Annotated in this window: 18 protein-coding genes; 6 read left to right on the top strand and 12 right to left on the bottom strand. The window is 66.5% G+C overall.

Translation table 11 applies throughout. The annotated features are described in order from the left end of the window. Positions 1-38 precede the first annotated feature (38 nt). Positions 39-1,823 (top strand): biotin carboxylase N-terminal domain-containing protein, encoded by a 1,785-nt coding sequence (locus tag ABIR17_RS01550; protein WP_348002601.1) that lies wholly within the window; start codon positions 39-41, stop codon positions 1,821-1,823. 31 nt (positions 1,824-1,854) lie between these two features. Here ABIR17_RS01550 and ABIR17_RS01545 read toward each other — a convergent pair whose 3' ends face one another. Together ABIR17_RS01545 and ABIR17_RS01540 are read right to left on the bottom strand one after the other, a co-directional pair. After that, the gene (locus ABIR17_RS01545) at positions 1,855-2,796 is read right to left on the bottom strand and encodes a type IV toxin-antitoxin system AbiEi family antitoxin domain-containing protein (RefSeq protein WP_348002600.1); all 942 of its coding nucleotides are present in this window, start codon (positions 2,794-2,796) and stop codon (positions 1,855-1,857) included. Between the two features lie 233 nt (positions 2,797-3,029). Further along, a complete protein-coding gene (locus ABIR17_RS01540; RefSeq protein WP_348002599.1) occupies positions 3,030-4,466 on the bottom strand; it encodes an NAD(P)H-quinone dehydrogenase in 1,437 nt (478 codons plus the stop codon). A 63-nt stretch (positions 4,467-4,529) separates the two neighbouring features. Between ABIR17_RS01540 and ABIR17_RS01535 the strand changes: the two genes are divergently transcribed. Together ABIR17_RS01535 and ABIR17_RS01530 are read left to right on the top strand one after the other, a co-directional pair. Further along, entirely contained in the window at positions 4,530-5,360 is an 831-nt protein-coding gene (locus tag ABIR17_RS01535; RefSeq protein ID WP_348002598.1) for a purine-nucleoside phosphorylase, read from the top strand. 9 nt (positions 5,361-5,369) lie between these two features. Next, on the top strand, positions 5,370-7,022 hold the full coding sequence (locus ABIR17_RS01530; protein ID WP_348002597.1) for a phospho-sugar mutase: 1,653 nt from the start codon (positions 5,370-5,372) through the stop codon (positions 7,020-7,022). Here the strand turns inward: ABIR17_RS01530 and ABIR17_RS01525 are convergent. The 9 genes from ABIR17_RS01525 to ABIR17_RS01485 all read right to left on the bottom strand — a co-directional run bounded on the left by ABIR17_RS01525 (position 7,011) and on the right by ABIR17_RS01485 (position 17,208). Then, positions 7,011-7,490, bottom strand: coding sequence for a GNAT family N-acetyltransferase (locus tag ABIR17_RS01525; RefSeq protein WP_348002596.1), 480 nt, complete (start codon positions 7,488-7,490; stop codon positions 7,011-7,013). The genes ABIR17_RS01530 and ABIR17_RS01525 overlap by 12 nt on opposite strands. A gap of 11 nt (positions 7,491-7,501) precedes the next feature. Continuing rightward, a complete protein-coding gene (locus ABIR17_RS01520) occupies positions 7,502-8,620 on the bottom strand; it encodes an adenosine deaminase (protein WP_348002595.1) in 1,119 nt (372 codons plus the stop codon). Between the two features lie 124 nt (positions 8,621-8,744). Beyond that, the gene (locus ABIR17_RS01515; RefSeq protein WP_348002594.1) at positions 8,745-10,037 is read right to left on the bottom strand and encodes a thymidine phosphorylase; all 1,293 of its coding nucleotides are present in this window, start codon (positions 10,035-10,037) and stop codon (positions 8,745-8,747) included. Further along, positions 10,037-10,501, bottom strand: coding sequence for a cytidine deaminase (locus ABIR17_RS01510; RefSeq protein WP_348002593.1), 465 nt, complete (start codon positions 10,499-10,501; stop codon positions 10,037-10,039). Before ABIR17_RS01510 ends, ABIR17_RS01515 begins: the two co-directional genes overlap by 1 nt. 3 nt (positions 10,502-10,504) lie before the next feature. After that, positions 10,505-12,133, bottom strand: coding sequence for an ABC transporter permease (locus ABIR17_RS01505; RefSeq protein ID WP_348002592.1), 1,629 nt, complete (start codon positions 12,131-12,133; stop codon positions 10,505-10,507). Further along, positions 12,130-13,356 (bottom strand): ABC transporter permease, encoded by a 1,227-nt coding sequence (locus ABIR17_RS01500; protein WP_348002591.1) that lies wholly within the window; start codon positions 13,354-13,356, stop codon positions 12,130-12,132. Before ABIR17_RS01500 ends, ABIR17_RS01505 begins: the two co-directional genes overlap by 4 nt. 44 nt (positions 13,357-13,400) lie before the next feature. Continuing rightward, the gene (locus ABIR17_RS01495) at positions 13,401-14,897 is read right to left on the bottom strand and encodes an ABC transporter ATP-binding protein (RefSeq protein ID WP_348002590.1); all 1,497 of its coding nucleotides are present in this window, start codon (positions 14,895-14,897) and stop codon (positions 13,401-13,403) included. Positions 14,898-14,991: 94 nt separating this feature from the next. Then, entirely contained in the window at positions 14,992-16,065 is a 1,074-nt protein-coding gene (locus tag ABIR17_RS01490; protein WP_348002589.1) for a BMP family ABC transporter substrate-binding protein, read from the bottom strand. A 177-nt stretch (positions 16,066-16,242) separates the two neighbouring features. After that, entirely contained in the window at positions 16,243-17,208 is a 966-nt protein-coding gene (locus ABIR17_RS01485; protein WP_348002588.1) for a nucleoside hydrolase, read from the bottom strand. Between the two features lie 106 nt (positions 17,209-17,314). Between ABIR17_RS01485 and ABIR17_RS01480 the strand changes: the two genes are divergently transcribed. Beyond that, positions 17,315-18,007 (top strand): RraA family protein, encoded by a 693-nt coding sequence (locus tag ABIR17_RS01480; RefSeq protein ID WP_348002587.1) that lies wholly within the window; start codon positions 17,315-17,317, stop codon positions 18,005-18,007. A gap of 9 nt (positions 18,008-18,016) precedes the next feature. Here ABIR17_RS01480 and ABIR17_RS01475 read toward each other — a convergent pair whose 3' ends face one another. Next, positions 18,017-19,141, bottom strand: coding sequence for a mannose-1-phosphate guanylyltransferase (locus ABIR17_RS01475; protein ID WP_348002586.1), 1,125 nt, complete (start codon positions 19,139-19,141; stop codon positions 18,017-18,019). Positions 19,142-19,287: 146 nt separating this feature from the next. On the opposite strand from ABIR17_RS01475, the gene sdhC reads away from it, so the two are divergent. Continuing rightward, positions 19,288-19,710, top strand: coding sequence for a succinate dehydrogenase, cytochrome b556 subunit (sdhC, locus tag ABIR17_RS01470; protein ID WP_348002585.1), 423 nt, complete (start codon positions 19,288-19,290; stop codon positions 19,708-19,710). A gap of 2 nt (positions 19,711-19,712) precedes the next feature. Further along, the gene (locus ABIR17_RS01465) at positions 19,713-20,156 is read left to right on the top strand and encodes a succinate dehydrogenase hydrophobic membrane anchor subunit (protein WP_348002584.1); all 444 of its coding nucleotides are present in this window, start codon (positions 19,713-19,715) and stop codon (positions 20,154-20,156) included. The last annotated feature ends 38 nt before the right edge of the window (positions 20,157-20,194 follow it).

Genomic DNA, 20,194 nt, shown 5'->3' with positions numbered 1-20,194 from the left:
AAACGGCCAGTGAAATACCCCCGATAGGCTCGGTTCTTATGGTTTCCGCCGCGGTTGCGCAACGACGCATCACCAAAGTCCTGATCGCAAACCGGGGCGAAATAGCCGTACGAGTCATCAGGGCGGCGAAGGACTCCGGTATCGGCTCCGTCGCCGTCTATGCCGACCAAGACCGCGACGCGCGGCACGTCAAGCTCGCCGACGAGGCCTACGCGCTCGACGGCACCACCTCAGCCGACACCTATCTGGTGATCGACAAATTGCTCTCGATCGCCCGTCGGTCGGGCGCCGACGCCGTGCATCCGGGCTACGGATTCCTCGCCGAGAACGCCGACTTCGCCCGCGCGGTCATCGCCGCCGGACTGATCTGGATCGGTCCCTCCCCCGACGCCATCGACCGCCTGGGCGACAAGGTCTCGGCTCGCCATGTCGCTGAGAAGGTCGGCGCACCGCTCGCCCCCGGCACCCTCAACCCGGTTGTGGATGCCGACGAAATCCTCGCCTTCGTCGACGAGGTCGGCCTTCCGGTCGCGATCAAAGCTGCCTTCGGCGGCGGCGGCCGCGGCCTCAAGGTTGCGAGAACGCGCGAAGAGATTCCGGAACTGTTCGAGTCTGCGGTGCGCGAGGCAACCGCTGCCTTCGGGCGCGGCGAGTGCTTCGTTGAGAAGTACCTCGACGAACCGCGCCACGTCGAAACGCAGTGTCTGGCCGACTCGGCGGGCACCGTGATCGTGGTCTCCACCCGGGACTGCTCGCTGCAGCGCCGTCACCAAAAACTGGTCGAGGAGGCGCCGGCACCTTTCCTTACGCCCGCTCAGACCGAGCTGCTCTACACGTCGTCGAAGGCCATCCTCAAAGAGGTCGGCTATCTCGGGGCCGGCACCTGTGAGTTCCTGATCGGCAAAGACGGCACCGTCTCGTTCCTCGAGGTCAACACCCGCCTCCAGGTCGAACATCCGGTCTCAGAAGAGGTCACCGGTATCGACCTGGTGCGTGAGCAGTTCCGCATCGCTGAGGGCGGCCTGCTCGACCCGGTCGACCCCGAGACGCGCGGACACTCGATCGAGTTCCGCATCAACGGCGAAGACCCGGGCCGCAACTTCCTGCCCACCCCGGGACCGGTCAACGTGCTGCGTTTCCCCGGCGGACCCGGCGTGCGCGTCGACTCGGGCGTCACGACAGGCGACGTCATCTCAGGTGCGTTCGACTCACTGCTCGCGAAACTGATCGTGACCGGGCACACCCGCGCGGATGCCCTGGAGCGAGCCCGCCGCGCGCTCGACGAGTTCGAGGTTTCTGGTCTGCCGACCGTGCTGCCCTTCCACCGCAAGATCGTGCGCGACCCGGCGTTCGTCGCCGCGGACGGACACTTCGGCGTGTACACCCGCTGGATCGAAACCGAGTTCGTCAACGACATCGAGCCGTGGGGCGGGATGCTGCCGGAAAGCGGCAGCCCCGAGAAACGTCACGACGTCGTGGTCGAAGTGGATGGCAAGCGCATTTCGGTGTCGCTCCCCTCGAAACTGCTGCCCTCGTCATCCGGTTCGGTGGCATCAGCCCCGACCCCCAAGCGCCGCAGCGGGGGGTCTTCGGTCAATACCGCAACCGGCGACACCATCGTCGCGCCGATGCAGGCGACGATCGTCAAGGTCGCCGTGGCCGACGGCGACAAGGTCGTCAAGGGTGACCTGGTGCTCGTGCTCGAAGCAATGAAAATGGAGCAGCCGATCACGGCACACCAGGACGGCACCGTCGCCATCCTGGATGCCACGGTCGGTGCGACGGTCTCCGCCGGTCACCGGCTGCTCGCGATTACGACCTGACCGCGGCTTCGGTTTCGGGTCCCTTCGCTTTTCAGGAATTTCTGTTGCGGATGTGGCGGAAGTCGACTTCTGAGGTCGCAGCAGCCAACTCTGGCCCCGCGGCCCCCATAGATTCCTGAAAACGGAAAGCCGCGAGGATCTCGGCCGCGCATCCGTTCCAGTCCTCACGAATGCGGCGCGTCGAGAGGCGGATGACGGCGCCGCCGCGCGCGACAATCGTCGCGTCACGCAGCCGGTCCGCTTCGAACGCCTCACGAGTGAAATGGGTCTCGACGCCATCGATTTCCACGACGAGGGATCGGCCAATGAGTGCGTCCACCCGGCCGACACCGGAGATGACCACCTGCTGGCGGATAGGCAAGCCAAGCCGCTCGAGTCGCCTGACCACGATCGACTCGTAACCCGAGCCGCATCCCGATCTCGCGGCCGCGGCGCGAAGTCGCGAAGCCAGGGACTCCCTCTCGAAAATCGCTCGGAGCGCGTGGGATGTCAATCCCGCACCGTCGATCGCGGTGTCTAAGCATGCCATCGCCGTTTCGTGATCCGACCAGGACACCGATGCTCGGAGCGAGTCCGCGAGACTCACCCGCCAGCACTCGCGGTTCGGCTCCGCATCGATCCAGTGCAGGCGGATGGGTCGCTCCGAGATGTCAGGGGTCACCCCGCCGTCGGCGCGGATGACGCGGAGGCGCGATGCGTTGCGTGGAATCGCGACGTGCACCACGGTGCCGAATCCCGCCCAGATACCGTACGTACCTGCCGCGCTGAGCCCGCACAATCGTCCGCCGACGCGCACGGCATCGACTGCTGCCCGCGGCGCATTGGGCGTCGCGTAGTGCGCCCTGCGGACTCTACGGATCTCGCCTCGCCGAACACCCGCCGTGAGATCGGTGCCGCTCAGGCCGGCGTCGATCAGCTGTTGACGGGTTGCGATGCCGCCGAAAGCACGAACGACGCTCGCCGCGGAGAACATCCGCTGATCATCGCCGTCGCCTCGGCTATGAGGGGACCACTCCCGCGCCGCGCAAGAGGAGGGACGTGTGATGGCGCTGTGGAGGACGCGCGGGTAGCTTTCCCTTTTCAGGAATTCCTGTGGCCAGAGTGATTGGTGTGGCGGGAGTCCTCGACATCTGCATCCTTAGCCACTCGGGTCCCAGGAATTCCTGAAAACGGAAAGCAGCCCCACGACGAGTCACCCGACGCGGGTCAGCCGACGATGTGCATCGCGCGAGCGGCGTCGGTGATCGTCCCGGACAGCGACGGGTAGACGCTGAACGCGCGGGCGAGTTGGTCAACGGTCAGCCGGTGCTCAACCGCCAGGGCGATCGGCAGGATGAGGTCGCTCGCCTTCGGTGCCACGACGACGCCGCCGATGACGGTGCCTGAGCCGGTGCGGGCGAAGATCTTCACGAAGCCGTCTTTGAGGCCCATCATCTTGGCGCGCGGGTTCGAGGCGAGCTCCAACTTGTAGATCTCGCCCTGCGCGACGCCCTCTTCGATCTGGTGCTGCGACCAGCCGACCGTCGCCACCTCGGGCTGCGTGAAGATGTTGCTGGTCACGTTGCGCTGCTCGGTCGGGGTGACGGCATCCCCCATCGCGTGGAACACGGCCGTGCGGCCCTGCATTGCGGCGACGGATGCCAGCGGCAGGAAGTCGCTGCAGTCGCCAGCCGCGTACACCGAAGGCATCGAGGTGCGGGCGACGCGGTTGACCCGGATGTGTCCCGACTCGGTGAGCTGGATGCCGGCTTCTTCGAGCCCGATCCCGGCGGTGTTCGGGATGGAGCCGACGGCCAGCAGTGCGTGGGACCCCTTCACCTCGCGGCCATCGGCCAAGGTCACGATGACCCCATCGCCGTCGCGGGTGACGGAGGCGGCGCGGCTCTTGTTGAGAACCGTCATGCCGTTGCGCTTGAAGACGGCCTGGATGACGGCTGCCGCATCGTCATCCTCACCGGGGAGCACCTGGTCGCGGCTGGAAACCAGGGTGACCGCGGATCCGAGGGCGAGGTAAGCCGACGCGAACTCGGCACCCGTGACACCCGAGCCGACGACGATCAGATGCTCGGGAATCGCCTCGAGCGAGTAGAGCTGAGTCCAGGTGAAGATCCGCTCACCGTCAGGCTTGGCCGTTGGCAGGATGCGGGGGCTGGCCCCGACGGCGATCACCAGGGTGTCGGCGGTGACCTCGTCGAAGTCGGTGCGGCTCTTGCCCCGGCCGGTCGAGACGACGATCGTGTTCGGGCCGTCGAGTCGGCCGTCGCCCTGCAAAATTCTCACGCCGGAGCGCACCAGCGACGCCTTCATGTCGGCGGACTGCTGCTGCGCGAGGGCGAGAAGACGCTTGTTGACGGCGCCGAGGTTGACCGCAACTTCCGGACGCACAACGCGGCCTTTGTCGGAGTGCGTGTAGAACTGCACGCCGAGGTCGGCCGCCTCACGGACCGCGTTCGCGGCCTCCGCCGTCGCGATCAGCGTCTTACTGGGCACGACGTCGGTCAGAACGGCCGAGCCGCCGACACCGGCACGCTCGACGAGCGTGACGTCAGCGCCCAGTTGGGCACCCGCCAGGGCTGCCTCGTAGCCCCCCGGACCGCCGCCGAGGACGGCCAACCGGTGGGTGCGCTCGAACTCGTACGGCATACTCCCATTCTGACGGGTCGGGAGGGTCGCCGCCGTGCGATGCGGGCGTCCTAGAGTGAACGGATGAGCAACGCTGCCAACCCTCTCGACGATCCGGCCGCTGACCCGTTTGAGATCGCGAAGGAGGCTGCAGCTCAGATCGCTGCCGCGACCGGGGTCGAGCGCCACGACATTGCCCTCACGCTCGGGAGCGGCTGGGCCAAGGCCGCCGATCTGCTCGGCGAGACCGTCGCTACCGTTCCCGCAACCGACATCGTCGGTTTCAGCGCTCCCGCCCTGAGCGGCCATGTCGGCACTCTGCGCAGCATCCTGCTCCCGAACGGCAAACGCGCTCTCGTCATCGGCGCCCGCACCCACTTCTACGAAGACCACGGTGTGCGTCGAGTCGTGCACTCGGTACGCACCGCGGCCGCAGCGGGAGCCACCATCATGGTGCTCACCAACGGGGCCGGAGGCATCAAGGAGCACTGGACTCCGGGAACCCCGGTGCTGATCTCCGACCACATCAACCTGACCGCGGCGTCGCCACTCGAGGGCGCCACCTTCATCGACCTCACCGACCTCTACGCCCGCCGTTTGCGTGACCTCGCCCGAACCGTCGACCCGTCACTCGACGAAGGCGTCTACACGCAGTTCCGCGGACCGCACTACGAAACCCCGGCCGAGGTGCAGATGGCCAAGACGATCGGCGGACACATCGTCGGGATGTCGACCGCTCTCGAAGCGATCGCCGCCCGCGAAGCCGGGATGGAGATCATCGGCTTCTCGCTGATCACCAACCTCGCAGCCGGCATCTCACCGCACCCGCTGTCGCACTCCGAAGTGCTGCAGGCCGGCAAGGATGCCGAACCGGTGATTTCCGACCTGCTCGCCCGCGTCGTGGCAGCCCTCTAGGTCGCGGCCGTGGCTCTTCTCGACGACGCGCGCGCCTGGGTCGCACAAGACCCCGACCCCGTCACCCGTGCCGAACTCGACGCCCTTATCGCCCGAGTTTCGGCCGGCGACACCGCGAGTCTGGCCGATCTGACCCAGCGATTCTCCGGCCGCCTCCAGTTCGGTACCGCGGGCCTTCGCGGCGAACTCGGGGCTGGCCCGATGCGGATGAACCGCGTCCTGGTCGCGCAGGCCGCTGCCGGCCTCGCCACCTACCTCCTCGGTCGCGAACCGTCGCCCTCGGTCGTCATCGGGTACGACGGCCGCCATAACTCGTCGGTGTTCGCCCGCGACAGCGCCGCGATCCTCACCGGGGCGGGCGTTGCGGCAACTCTGCTCCCCCGGCCGCTGCCGACCCCGGTGCTCGCGTTCGCCGTTCGGGAACTTCGGATGAGCGCGGGAATCATGGTCACCGCGAGCCACAACCCCGGCCGGGACAACGGCTACAAGGTCTACCTCGGCGGCGGTGACGGCGGGTCGCAGATCGTGCCCCCGGCCGATGGCGACATCGAGGCGGAGATCACCCAAGCTGCCGCGGTCGCGTTCAGCGACCGTCGCACCTCGAACGACTACTCGCTGGCACCCGAATCCGTCGTGCAGGCCTACGTCGCCCGCACGGCGGCTCTGGCGTCCGTCATACAGCGCCCCGAGTCACAGCACCTGCGCCATGTGTACACCGCGATGCACGGCGTCGGGCGGGAGACGGCGACTGCGGTCTTTGCGGCGGCAGGGTTCAGCGCCCCGATCCTGGTCGCGGCTCAGGCCGACCCCGATCCGGATTTTCCGACGGTCGCTTTTCCGAACCCGGAGGAACCGGGGGCGATGGACCTCGCATTCGCCACGGCGCAGGATGCGGATGCCGACCTGGTGATCGCGAACGATCCGGATGCCGACCGGGTGGCCGTCGGCATCCCGACAGCATCGGGGTGGGTGCGACTTTCGGGCAACGAAATCGGCTGGCTGCTGGGCTGGCGCGCGGCGCGTACCCACACCTCGGGAACCTTGGCCTGCTCGCTGGTCTCGTCGCCCGCCCTGCGCGAGATCGCCCGGGTGGCCGGGCTCGATTTCGTCGAGACGCTCACGGGCTTCAAGTGGATTTCCCGGGTTCCGGGCCTGATCTACGGCTACGAGGAGGCGCTGGGCTACCTCGTCGACCCCGACAAGGTGCGCGACAAAGACGGCATCTCGGCCGCCGTCGCGGTGCTCTCACTGTTCTGCGAGCTGAGGGCTGCCGGCACGACGCTCGAGCAGCATCTCGACGAGTTCGCGCTGACCTTCGGTGCATTCGATTCGAGCCAGATCTCGATTCGGGTCGCCGACCTCGCCGACATTTCGCGCGCGATGGCGAAACTGCGGGCCGAGCCCCCGACCTCGATCGGCGGAGTGGCCGTCGCGAGCATTGAGGACTTCCTGACCGGGGTCGACGGATTCCCGCCCAACGACATCCTGCGCATTCACACCGTCGACGGCGGTCGGATCATCGTGCGACCCAGCGGCACCGAGCCGAAACTCAAGTGCTACTTGGACGCATCCTCGGCAGACGGGACGGCAACCGAACGCCGCGCGGCGGCCGCAGTATCCGTCGCCCGCCTCGAAGCCGGGATGCGTCAGCTACTCGAGTAGCGACGTACTCGAATAGCCCAGGAGCGATCGCGACCAGGCGACCTCGACGCCGAGCTGACCCGATTCGCGAAACAGCTGCACCTGATGAGTCGTGGCCAGCGCGAGCGCGAGGTCACTTCGATCTGCGAGCGCGAACCCGAGACCCTGCCAGAACGGCCCGGAGCGTCGGCTGAACAGCCACGCCGTCGTCGCACCTTCCCGTGCCGCGGTGTCGAGGGCGAAGCGGGCGAGCGCGGTTCCTCGACCTCCCGCGCGATGCTGAGGATGCACCGCGACGCTCCGGATCAGCACGTGCCGCCCGTCGTCGCTCAGCTCGTAGCCCGTCGTGCCGATGATCGCGCCCGTGGGGTCGCGCTCCACCCAGAGCTGCACGGTCGGCGCGTCGAGGCCGCTCAGCGTGAGGTCGACCTCGCGGAGGAATCGAGTGAGGTCATCAGCATCCTGCCGCGTGGCACGCGCGAGGCCCACCGGCGTAGTGCTTAGGAGTTTCCGAAGCCCGAGATGATGCGTTCGATGAGGTCCTCGCGGTCTTCGAGCGGCAGGAACGCTGCCTCGGCCGCGGTGACCATGAACGTCTCGACGTCGTCGGCGTCGTAGCCGAAGGCGTCGGCGAGCAGCGCGATCTCGCGCGTCAGCGACGTTCCGCTCATCAACCTGTTGTCGGTGTTGACCGTGACCCGGAATCCGAGCTGGTACAGCACGTCGAACGGATGACCGGTCATCCCCTCGCCCCACGCCGTGAAAGCCGCGGTCTGCAGGTTCGACGACGGGCTGGTCTCCAGCGGGATGCCGCGATCCTTCACCCACTGGGCGAGCCGACCGAGGGAGACGTACGAACTCTCGTCGTCGCCGTCCTCGAGCGTGATGTCGTCGGCGATGCAGACGCCGTGGCCGAGCCGCAGGGCGTGACCGTCGACAAGGGCGCTACGGATGCTTTCCAGCCCGTCCGCCTCGCCGGCGTGGATCGTCACCGGGAAACACTCGCGGGCCAAGTGGTCGAAGGCGTCGGAGAACCGCGACGGCGGGAAGCCCTTCTCCGGTCCCGCGATGTCGAAGCCGACGGCGCCGGAATCGCGATGCCGAAGCGCCAGCTCGGCGATCTCCATCCCGCGGTCGTTTTGCCGCATCGCTGAAACGAGCTGCCCGGCGCGGATCCAGCCACCGTCAGATTCGATCGCGTCGATCGCCGCGTCGATCCCCGCCTGCACGGCATCGACCGCTTGGTCGAGGGTGAGCCCCTTCTCGAGGTGCTGCTCGGGTGCCCAGCGGATTTCGCCGTAGATCACGCCGTCGGCGGCGAGGTCTTCGACGAACTCACGGGCGATGCGGGTGAGGTTCTCCGCGCTCTGCATGACGGCGATCGTGATGTCGAAAGTCTTCAGGTAGTCGACCAGTTCACCGCTCGAGCACGACGCGACAAACCAGGCTGCGAGTGCTTCGGCGGTGTCGGCGGGGAGCTCGACTCCGGCGGCCGGGGCCAGGTCGATGATGGTCTGCGCCCGCAGTCCGCCGTCGAGGTGGTCGTGAAGCGAGATCTTGGGCAGCTTGCCCAGCGGAACTCGGGTTCCGGGCAAAAGTCGTTCGGCGTCGGTAGTCACACCTCCAGCCTAGGAGGCATTCCGTTTTCAGGAATCTGTGTTGCGGATGTTGCATCCGACCCGGATTTGCAGGACATCAGCAACTCTGGCACCAGATTTTCCTGAAAACGGAGAGTGACCCGTTTCAGCCGACGCGGCCGGCTATCAGAGGGCCACCGTCGTCGATCGGGTCACCGGGATCGCCGATCGCCCAGGCGCCGTCGAGCGCTTCGAGCGCGCGGGCGAATCGGGCCGGCTCGTCGGCGGAGAGGGTGAACAGTGGCTGTCCCTTCACGACGGTGTCGCCCGGCTTGGCGTGCAGGTCGATCCCCGCGGCGTGCTGAACCGGGTCCTCCTTGCGAGCCCTCCCGGCCCCGAGGCGCCAGGCCGCGATCCCGAAGGGCAGCGCCTCCTGCTTCACCAGCACCCCGTCGCGATCCGCGGTCACGACCGAGGCTTCCTTCGCAACGGGGAGGGCGGCATCCGGATCCCCGCCCTGCGCACGGATCATCGCGCGCCAGACATCCATCGCTTTCCCGTTCTTCAGGGCACCCTCGACATCGACGTTGGGCATTCCGGCCAGGTCGAGCATCTCGCGGGCCAGGGCGACGGTGAGTTCGACGACATCCGCCGGCCCTCCGCCGTCGAGAACCTCCACGGACTCGCGCACCTCGTTCGCGTTACCGATCGCGAACCCCAGCGGCACCTGCATGTTGGTGAGCACCGCGCGGGTGGCGACTCCCGCGTCGTTGCCGAGGCGCACCATCACTTCCGCGAGTTCCCGCGACCGTGCCGGGTCCTGCAGAAAAGCACCCGACCCGTGCTTCACGTCGAGCACGAGGGCTGCGGTGCCTTCGGCAATCTTCTTCGACATGATCGACGACGCGATGAGCGGAATCGCCTCAACGGTGCCCGTGATGTCGCGTAGCGCATACAACTTGCTGTCGGCCGGGGCCAGCGTTGCTCCGGCCGCGCAGATGACGGCGCCGACCTCGTCGAGTTGACTCATGAACTCCTGCGCCGAGAGCCGAGCACGCCAGCCGGGGATGCTCTCCAACTTGTCGAGCGTGCCGCCGGTATGGCCGAGCCCCCGCCCGGAGAGCTGCGGAACGGCGACCCCGAAGGATGCCACCAGCGGCGCCAGCGGGAGGGTGATCTTGTCGCCGACCCCGCCCGTCGAGTGCTTGTCGGTGGTGCGCTTCGACAGACCGGAGAAATCGAGCCGCTCGCCGCTGGCCACCATGGCGAGCGTGAGGTCCTTGATTTCGGCGGGCAGCATCCCGTTGAGGAAGATCGCCATCGTCATCGCCGACATCTGCTCGTCGGCAACGTACCCGCGCGTGTAGGCGTCGACCAGCCAGCCGATCTGCGCGGTGCTGAGCGCCCCGCCATCCCGCTTGGTCCTGATCAAGTCAACGGCGTCGAAAGGTTCAACCATCAGGCGTGGGGCCGTTCGGCAGGCTCGTCGAGCGCGCCCGCGTCTTCCAAGGCGTAGGCGACGAGTTGGCGCGGGCCGAAGGCATCCGGCAGCACCTCATCGATGGTCCGGATCCCCGACACCGTGTCGAGCAACATCCCGGGTGCGGAGTGTTCGTAGAGCAGCTGCCTGCACCGGCCGCAGGGCATCAGCACTTGGTCATGACCGTCGACGCAGGCGAACGCGACCAACTTGCCACCGCCCGAGAGCGTCAGGTTCGACACCAGACCGCATTCGGCGCACAGCCCCACGCCGTAGGAGGCGTTCTCGACGTTGCAGCCGGTGACGATCCGTCCGTCGTCAACCAGGGCGGCGGCGCCCACCGGAAAATCGGAGTACGGAGCATACGCGTGAGTCATGGCGTCGTGGGCATGACGGCGAAGCGCATCCCAGTCGATACCGTGTTCTTCTGAACTGCTCGCCACGCTCTACTCCTTGATGTACGGACGCCCGACGGCCTTCGGCGCAACCGCCCGGCCGACGAGCACCGCGACCGCGATCAGCGTCACGAGGTACGGCGCCATGGCGATCAGGTCGGGCGGGATGGTCGAGCCTGCCTGCCCCGCCCAGATGCGGAAGTTGCGCGAGAACCCGAACAGCAGCGCCGCTGCGGCCGCCAGGAACGGATTCCATCTGCCGAGGATGACACAGGCGAGCGCGATGAAACCTTGGCCAGCACTCATCTCGCGCACAAACGGGCCGATCGAGCCGAGGGTCAGCGCGGCGCCACCGAAACCGGCGATCGCTCCCGCGACAGTGACCGTCCAGAACCGCCACCGGTTCACGTTGATCCCGACGGTGTCGGCGGCGAGCGGGTGTTCACCGAGCGCCCGGATCCGCAGACCCCAGCGCGTCTTGAAGAGCACGAACCACACCGTCGGCACCAGCAGGAACATCACATAGGTCGTGATGCGCTGGTCGAACAGCACGGGCCCGAGAACCGGGATGTCGGACAGCAGCGGGATCGGCAAGAAGTCGAAGGTTCCCGGATAGTTGAGCGTCTGACTGTTATCGGAGAGCGCCGCGGAATAGAAGAAGTTGGTGACGCCGATCATCAGCGCGACGAGCACGACACCGACCACCACTTGATCGACGAGGTAGGTGATCGCGAAGACGGCGAGCACCATCGACAACAGTGCGCCGATGATCATCGCTGCGAGGAGCCCGAGCACCAGGTTGTGAGTGACCGTGGCAACGACCGCTGAGATGAAGGCGCCGCCGAGGAGCTGGCCCTCGATCGCGATGTTGACGATGCCGACGCGTTCGCCGATCACCCCGGCGAGCGACCCGAAGACGACCGCAGTTGAGAGTCCGATCGCGCCGGTCAGCAGGAAGACGACCGGGATGTCTCCCCCCGAGCCGACCCAGGCCACGAGTCCGACCAGGAAGGTCAACCCGACCACCAGCGAGAGCCAGATCGGAGCCTTTGCTCCGTCGCCGGCGCGCCGGTACCGCCAGCTGAGGATCGCGGCAGCGACGGCGAGCACCCCGACGATGAGGCCGAGCAGCTGAGAGTTGACGGCCCACGGATCGAGCTGGATGAGGTTGGTCGGCTCCGACCAGACAAACCGCACCTGCTGCCAGGCTCCCGCGAATCCGAAGCCAAACAGGGTGACTGCCGCGATCACGCCACCGACACCGGCGAGCCGCCCCAGCAGAATCGCGGCGATGACTCCGCCGATCTCACCGACCAGGGTGCCAACCGAAACGTGCGTGCCCGCGTTGATCCGCAGGTCCACCGCCACGACCACGACGATCACGACGGCGAGGATCAGCCAGAACGGCACCGGGGTGCGGCGTCCGACGAGGACGAACGCGTAGACCGCGCCCACCAGTGCGAGCAGTGCCGAGATGAGCGACAAAACCGAGGTAGCGCCCAGTTCGATAGCGCCGTTACCCGGCAGGTCGATCGTGATCGGCGCGGGACCGCCGCCGGATCCCCAGGCGAGGATCGCGACGACCGCACCGATCCCGAGAGCGATTGGAGTCGACCAGGAGCGGGCCTTGGGCGTCGTGAACGCGGACGTGACCGCAACTGTGGGGGCCAGGGACGTCATTCCTCGGTCTCCTTCACTTCGAGCCGCGGTTTGCGTCGCGTCGCGAGTTGCGGCTGCTCGGCCCGCGGCGCGGGCAGGAAGCGGAAGATCGACCGCACCAGGGGCGGCGCCGCGATGAAGAGCACGATGAGCGCCTGCACGACCGCGAGGATGTCGGGCGCCACGTTCTCGAGCTGCATTTGCGGTCCGGCAGCCTTCAGCGCGCCGAACAGGAGCCCGGCGAGCATCACGCCGATCGCGCGTGAACCGCCGAGCAGCGCGACCGTGATCGCGTCGAACCCGATGCCCGAGTCGACGGTCGGCGTGAACCCGGTGTCGCGCCCGAGGGCCTGGTTGGCGCCGGCCAGACCGAGGAAGAGGCCGGAGATCACCATCGCGATGATGTACGTGCGATTGACGTCAATGCCGGCTGTGCGCGCGGCGTCCGGGTTCAATCCGACCATCCGAAGCCGGAATCCGAGCGTCGAACGTTCCATCAGCCACCAAAACAGCACGACGGCGCCGAGCGCCAAAATGATGCCGATGTGGATGTCGAAGGCCGGCCCGAATATCGGCGGATACTGAGCGGTCACATCCGGCGCCTGCGTCTTCGGATTCGAGCCGGCAGCCGGATCCTGAAGAAGCGGGGTGCGCATCGCGTAACTGACCAGGCTGACCGCGATGTAGTTGAGCATGATCGTGACGATCACTTCGTGGGCACCGGTGCGTGCCTTCAGGAATCCCACGATTCCGGCCCAGAGCCCGGCACCGACGAGTCCGAACAGGAGCGCCGCCACGAGATGGATGCCGAACGGCAGGTGGAGCTGAAACGACGCCCAGCCCGCGAAAGCCGCAGCCATCAGCATCTGACCCTGGCCACCGATGTTGAACAGACCGACGCGGAATGACAGCGCGATGCCGAGGCCCGCGGCGATCAGCGGACCGGCGAACCGCAGCGACTCGGTGAGTGGCCGGATGGCGCCCTCGAAGTTGCGGGCGTTGTAGTTGTAGATCGAGCCGCGGAACAGGGCCGCGTAGGCATCCCCGACCGCGCGCCCGGCGGCGGCGAAGAAGTCCGACGGACGTGAGAAGACGTAGTTGAGGGTGCCGACCGCTTCTTTGTTCGTGAAGATGATGAGCACCGACGCGACCGCGAGCGAAAGAACGACGGCGAGGAAGATGCGCAGCGGCGTGCCACTGGCGATGTCGTGGAGCACCTCGGATGCCGTGGGCCGCTCAGTCATCGGTGGGCGCTTCGCAGATCGCGCAGCCTGCAGCTTGGGAAGGCTCATGCGGCGACTCCCGCCATCAGCAAGCCGAGCTTCTCGCGCGGAGTCTTGCCCGGCACGATGTCGACGATTTTGCCGTGATACATGACCGCAATCCTGTCGGCGAGGGCGAGCACCTCATCCAGTTCGGTCGAGATGATGAGCACGGGAACCCCGCTGTCACGAACCTTCACGATCCGTTCGTGGATGAATTCGATCGACCCGACATCCACGCCCCGCGTCGGTTGGGACGCGACGAACAGTTTGAGCTCGCGCGACAACTCGCGGGCGAGCACGACCTTCTGCTGGTTGCCCCCCGATAGTTGCCCAACCGGGGTCTGAGCCCCGGGCGTGCGGACGTCGAACTCGGCGATCGCGGCGTCGGCGAATTCGTCGCGGTACACGACATCGATGTTGAGCCCCTTCGTAAAGGACCCGGTGAAGCTGCGGTCGAGCATCAGGTTCTCAGCAACGGTGAACTCCGCAACCAGCCCGTCCTTCTGGCGGTCTTCGGGCACGTACCCAACCCCCGCGCCCAGAACGTCGCGCACCGAGTCTTCGATGAACTCGTTGTCGTAGAGCCGAATTGAACCCTGAAGGCCGCTGCGCAGACCGACGATTGCCTCAGTGAGCTCGGTCTGGCCATTACCTTGCACGCCCGCGATGGCGAGAATCTCGCCTTCAGCGATCTCGAACGAGATGTCGTCAAGCAGGAGGTGGCCGGTGTGGTCTTTGAGGGTCAGCCCGCTGACAACCAGAGCCTTCGCGCCCGGCTTGGCGGGCGACTTTGCGACGGTCAACTCGACTTCGCGACCAACCATCATCGAGGCGAGTTCACCGGTGGATGCGGACGGCTTGGCATCCCCGACGACCTTGCCCAGACGGATGACGGTGATGCGATCAGCGACGGCCTTCACCTCGCGCAGCTTGTGCGTGATGAACACGATCGAGGTGCCGGACTTCGCCAACTGGCGCATCGTCCCCATCAGTTCATCGGTCTCTTGCGGCGTGAGCACGGCGGTCGGTTCGTCGAGAACGAGCACCTTCGCTTCCCGCGAGAGTGCCTTGACGATTTCGACGCGCTGCTGCACACCGACCGGCAGATCTTCGACCTTCGCGTCGGGGTCGATGTCGAAGCCGAACTGGGCCGAAATCTCACGGACCCGCGCGCGCGCGGCATCCAGGTCGATGATCCCGAACCGCGACGGTTCGTGCCCCAGCATCACGTTCTCGGCAACCGTGAAAACCGGGATGAGCATGAAGTGTTGGTGCACCATCCCGATGCCCGCCATCATCGCCTGGCCAGGACCCGTGAACCGTACCGGCTTGTCATCGAGCAGGATCTCGCCTTCGTCGGCGTGATACAGCCCGAACAACACATTCATCAGGGTCGACTTGCCCGCGCCGTTCTCACCAAGCAAGGCGTGGATTTCACCAGGCTCGACCGTGAGGCTGATGTGATCGTTTGCGACCAGGCTCCCGAAGCGCTTCGTGATCCCGCGGAGTTCGAGTTTCATCGTGGGTCCATCCTGCCGGAGGTCGGCACCAAAACGGAACGTGCCGGGGTGGACTCGCCACCCCGGCACGTTGGTTACTGCATCAGAGCTGAGATCAGCCGACGGTGACTTTGATCTTGCCCGAGATGATGTCGGCTTCGAGCGAGGTGATCTTCGCCTTCAGGTCTGCCGAGATCTTGCTGTCGAACGCACCGAAGTCACTCAGACCGGTGCCGTCGTTCTCGAGGGTGCCCTGGTAGGCGCTCACGTCGAACCCGGTGGTCGAGCTCTGCTTGATGACGTCGAACACGGCCTGGGTCATGCGCTTCTCAACCGAGGTCAGCACCATGTCCTTGTACTGCGGCGAGGTCACGGCGATGTCCTTGTCGACTCCGAGGAAGACCGCGGTGGTCGAACCCGACTCCGTGATCGCTTCGGCGGTCGAGGCGAACAGGCCACCGGCGACCGGGAAGATGACGTCGGCGCCCGCGGCGAGGAAGCCCGCCGAGATCGCCTTCGCGCCTTCGGTGTCACCGAAGTTGCTCACCGGGTCGGTGAACGAGGTCGCCTTGCCGCTGGCATCCATGCCGAGCACCGTGACGGGCTTGCCGTGGTCGGTCGCCCAGGCCTGTGCGCCCTGGTAGTAGCCCTGCATGAAGGCGGTGACGGCCGGGATGTCGAGTCCGCCATAGGTGCCCAGCACCTTGGTCGTGCTGTAGCCGGCCGACAGGTAGCCCGCGAGGTAGCTCGACTGCTCCATCGAGTACTGGATCGGCTTGAGGTTCTTCGCGTCTCCGGTCACGTAACCGTCGATTGTCACGAAGTTGAACGTCGGGTTGGCCAGTGCCGCAGCGTTGATCGGGTCGATCAGGTTGAAGCCGACGCCGAAGATGACGTTGCAGTTCGCGTCGACCATGGCCTGGAGGTTCGGGTTGAAGTCTTCGGTCGAGTGCGACTCGGCACCCTTTACCTCGACGCCGAGTTCATCGTGCGCCTTGGTGAGTCCGCCGTATGCGGCCTCGTTGAAGCTGTGGTCTTTGAAGCTGCCTTCGTCAGAGACGGCGCAGGCGAGGAAGCTGCTGGCCGAGTTCGAGGGGTTGGCCTCGGGTGCCGCGCCGCAGCCGGCAAGCACGACGGCGCTGGCGCCGGCGAGCACGATGCCCGCGAGTGCGCGCTTTCGAGTAGTCAAGTTCACGTGGGTCCTCCATGTACAAAAGCCCCGACTAGCGCCGGGGTCTGGTGGGCCCAGGATAATCCTCCGATCCGAGGGCGGCCACAGATGCGCGCCGGGGAGCGGCATTAGTTACCAAAGCGCGACCCGTCCGAAATGTGGACGAAATGATCGCGCCCACCCGGGAGCGATCAGCTACAACTCTGGAGCGAACGCTCGCGGCGGGATGGTCGGTGTGCCCAAGAGGCCGATGAGGTAGTCCAGAAACCCGGAGTGGTCGACCGATTCGATCACCGTCGCGTTCGCCGCGAGCCCATGCACACCCCACGACATCGCCGAGTAGCCACGGGTCAGTTCGGAATCGGCCTCAACGTCGACCGCGTATCGACCGCTCGCCGTCACCAACTCCGGGCGCAACAGAATTGACGCGGTGAGCGAATCGGGATGCGTCGAACCGGCGATCCCGACCGACTCGTCGAAGGCCAGCGTGGCTTCGCAGACTCGCACCATGAAGCGCGCGAGCGGCGTGCCCACCTCCGCGATGCGCGCAACTTCGGCACGGGTGAACAGGCCGTCGTTGAGGGTGAGCGGCGCCCAGGGCACGACGGTGATCTCGAACCCTGCCGCGAACACTGTTTTCGCGGCATCCGGGTCGACGTAGAAGTTGAACTCACCCGCGGCGGTGATGTTGCCCCGGGCGTTGTTCGAGCCGCCCATGATGTAGAGCGCCTTGACGTTGGTGACGAACGTCGGGTCTTTGATGACCGCCATCGCGATGTTTGTCAGCGGTCCGATGCAGACGATGGAGAGTTCACCCGGCGCTTCGGCCGCGAGCCGGATGAGGGCATCCACCCCGTGTTCTTTCTGCGGGGCGAGCCCACTCTCGTCGATCGTCAGCCCACCGCCTCCGTCGCCGTGCACGTTTTCTGCCGACACCCAGTCGCGAACCAACGGACGTCGGCAGCCGAGGAACACCGGCACGTCGAGCCGGTCTGCGACGTTCAGGGTCATCCAGGCGTTGTGAACCTGGCGGTCGAACCCGACGTTGCCGGCCACCATCGTGATCGCTCGAAGGTCGGCCTGCGGATCGAGCAGCCCGACCAGGATCGCGATGCAGTCATCCTGAGCGGTGTCGGTATCGATGACAAGGGGCACGGTCATGGCCCAACGCTAAGCCAGCAGGGCCGGTAGGCCAGCGCAACCCGCAAGCCAGCGGAACCCAGGTGGACGTCGACCGAGTGACCCGCCCCGGCGTACGGTCACGGCCATGTTCGATCGTTTCGCAGCCCTCTCTACGCCGCTCATGACGGACGCCTGCCTGCGGGCCGGGCTGCCGGTGCGCTGTGGGCCCGCCGGGCTCAACGCCCTCATCCCCGGTTCTCGTGTAGCCGGGCGGGTCCTCCCGGCACGGCACAGCGGAAGTGTGGATGTCTTCCTCGAGGCCTTCTCGACCGCGGAACCGGGTGACGTGCTCGTCGTCGACAACGGCGGGCGGCTCGATGAAGCCTGCGTCGGAGATCTGGTGGTGCTTGACGGTCAGGCTGCGAGCATCCGGGGCCTGGTCATCTGGGGCCTTCACCGCGACACCGCCGACCTGCTGCAGATCGGGATGCCGGTCTTCAGTCTCGGCAGCATGCCCACCGGTCCGCTGCGGCTCGACCCCAGCGATCCGCAGGCCCTGGTGTCAGCCCGAGTTGGCGAGTGGGTGGTCTCGGCGGCAGACGCGGTGTTCGGCGACGAAGACGGCGTGGTGTTCGTTGCGCTCGACCGCGTCGATGAAGTGCTGGGCCTCGCTGAAGGCATCGCGACAACGGAGCGCCGTCAGGCCGACCTCATCCGCCGGGGCACGACTCTGCGCGACCAGGTGCGCTTCGGCGATTACCTCGTCGCTCGCGCCGCGAACCCCGCTCTGACGTTCCGCGATCACCTGAAGGCGGTCGGCGGCGCCATCGAGGTCTGACCTCGGGGACTACAGAACTTCGGAGCGCCCGCTGAGCTTGAGGGCATCCACGACGCTCTTCACCCGCTGGGCATTCGCGCTCGTCGTCACCAGAAGCGCGTCTTCGGTGTCGACGACGACGATGTCACGCACGCCGATCAGCGAAATGATCCGTTTGGTCTGACTGATCACGACGCCGCTCGACGCATCCGCCAGCACCCGGGCGTTCTCGCCCAGGATCGCGAGGTCGTTCTTACGACCTCCCGCGTGCAGTTTCGCGATCGCGGCGAAGTCGCCAACGTCATCCCAGTCGAAGGAGCCCGGGATGACGGCGAGCTTGCCGGAGCGAGCGGCCGGTTCGGCGACCGAGTAGTCGATCGCGATCTTGGTGAGTCCTGGCCAGATTCGGTCGACAGCGGGCCCACGTTTCTTCGCGTCGTCCCAGACCGCCGCGAGCTCTTCGAGCCCGGCAACGAGTTCGGGCTGCGACTCGCGCATTTGGGTGAGCAGCACGTCGGCGCGGGCGATGAACATCCCCGCGTTCCAGAGGTGGTCGCCCCCTTCGACGTAACGCTGTGCCGTCTTCAGGTCAGGCTTCTCGACGAAGCTCTCGACCCGCATGGCCTTCGGGGCACCCGGGATGGCCAGCGCCTCGCCACAGTGGATGTACCCGAACCCGATCGCGGGTTCGGTCGGCGTGATGCCGATGGTCGCGATGTACCCGCCGTCGGCGACCGCGACAGCCTGCTCGACCGCCCGACGAAAGGACCGCACGTCGCTGATCACGTGATCAGCCGCAAACGACCCGACGATCACGTCGGGTTCACGACGCACCAGGATGGCCGCCGCCAGGCCGATTGCCGCGGATGAGTCCTTCGGCTCGCTCTCGAGCACGATGTTGGCATCCTGCAGCTCCGGGAGCTGTTCCTCGACGGCGGCGCGGTGCGCGCGCCCGGTGACGACCATGATGCGCTGGTCGCCCGCGAGCGGCACCAGACGGTCCCAGGTGCCCCGCAACAGCGTTGTTCCTGACCCGGTCAGATCGTGCAAGAACTTCGGTGCGTCAGCACGAGAGAGGGGCCACAACCGCGACCCGATCCCGCCGGCCGGGATGATGCTGTAAAAACGCTGGAGCGCCTCGCTGCGTTCGGCCATGGGCTCAGCCTACGGCCGGGGTTCCCCCGCAAGCCTGGGTGGTGCGAACTGCGAGGCCTCGAAGGGCAGGCCTAGAATGACGATGAACCACAACTAGGCGCGGCGTGCCACCCGTCGCCCGTGACGGAGCACCAAGGAGGGCATCCGTGTCCACGCAGGCCGCGGCGAAGATCCCGGCCCCGAAGAAGCGCCTCACCCGGCCCGTCGGCACCCTCTACCGGGGCCGCGAGGGCATGTGGTCCTGGGTTTTGCATCGCATCACGGGTGTCGCAATCTTCTTCTTCCTTCTGGTCCACATCATGGATACCTCGCTCGTGATGCTCACGCCCGAGGGCTACAACGCCGTCATCGGCACCTACAAGACACCCATCATGGGCCTCGGTGAGATCGGCCTGGTTGCGGCGATCGGTCTGCACGCGCTCAACGGTCTGCGCATCATCGCGATCGATTTCCTCACGATCGGCCCCCGCATCCAGCGCCTGATGTTCTGGATCGCGATCGGACTCTGGCTCGTGCTGCTCGTCGGCTTCGTACCGCGCCAGATCATGCACATCTTTGGGGGCGAGTGACCGTGACGACGATCGACGCACCCCGATCCCCGAGAAGTGTCGCGCGCAAGCGCCGGGTCAACTGGGAGAAGTGGGGCTGGCTGTATATGCGGGCCTCGGGCATCGTGCTCGTGGTGCTGATCTTCGGACACCTGTTCGTCAACCTGTTCCTTGGTGACGGCGTTAAAGCGATCGACTTCGCCTTCGTCGCCGGCAAATGGGCGAACCCGTTCTGGATCGTCTACGACACCCTGCTGCTCTGGCTCGCGCTGATCCACGGGGCCAACGGGATGCGCACGATCATCAACGACTACGCGCGCAGCAGATTCCGCATCGTGCTGCTCGTGCTGCTCGCTGGAGCCACCATCGCGTTGCTCACCCTGGGAACCCTCGCGCTGACCACGTTCGACCCGTGCCCCGCAGGCACCCCGGCTGACCTCCTGCCCTCGTTCTGCTCGACCCTCTAGCTCTGCCCGCCCCAGTTCTGCCCAACCACGAAGGCTCA

This window comes from Pseudolysinimonas sp., from assembly GCF_039912695.1.
Taxonomy (GTDB): Bacteria; Actinomycetota; Actinomycetes; order Actinomycetales; family Microbacteriaceae; genus Pseudolysinimonas_A.
The sequence above is the reverse complement of the archived record's forward strand: the minus strand, read 5'-3'. Positions and strand labels throughout refer to the sequence as shown.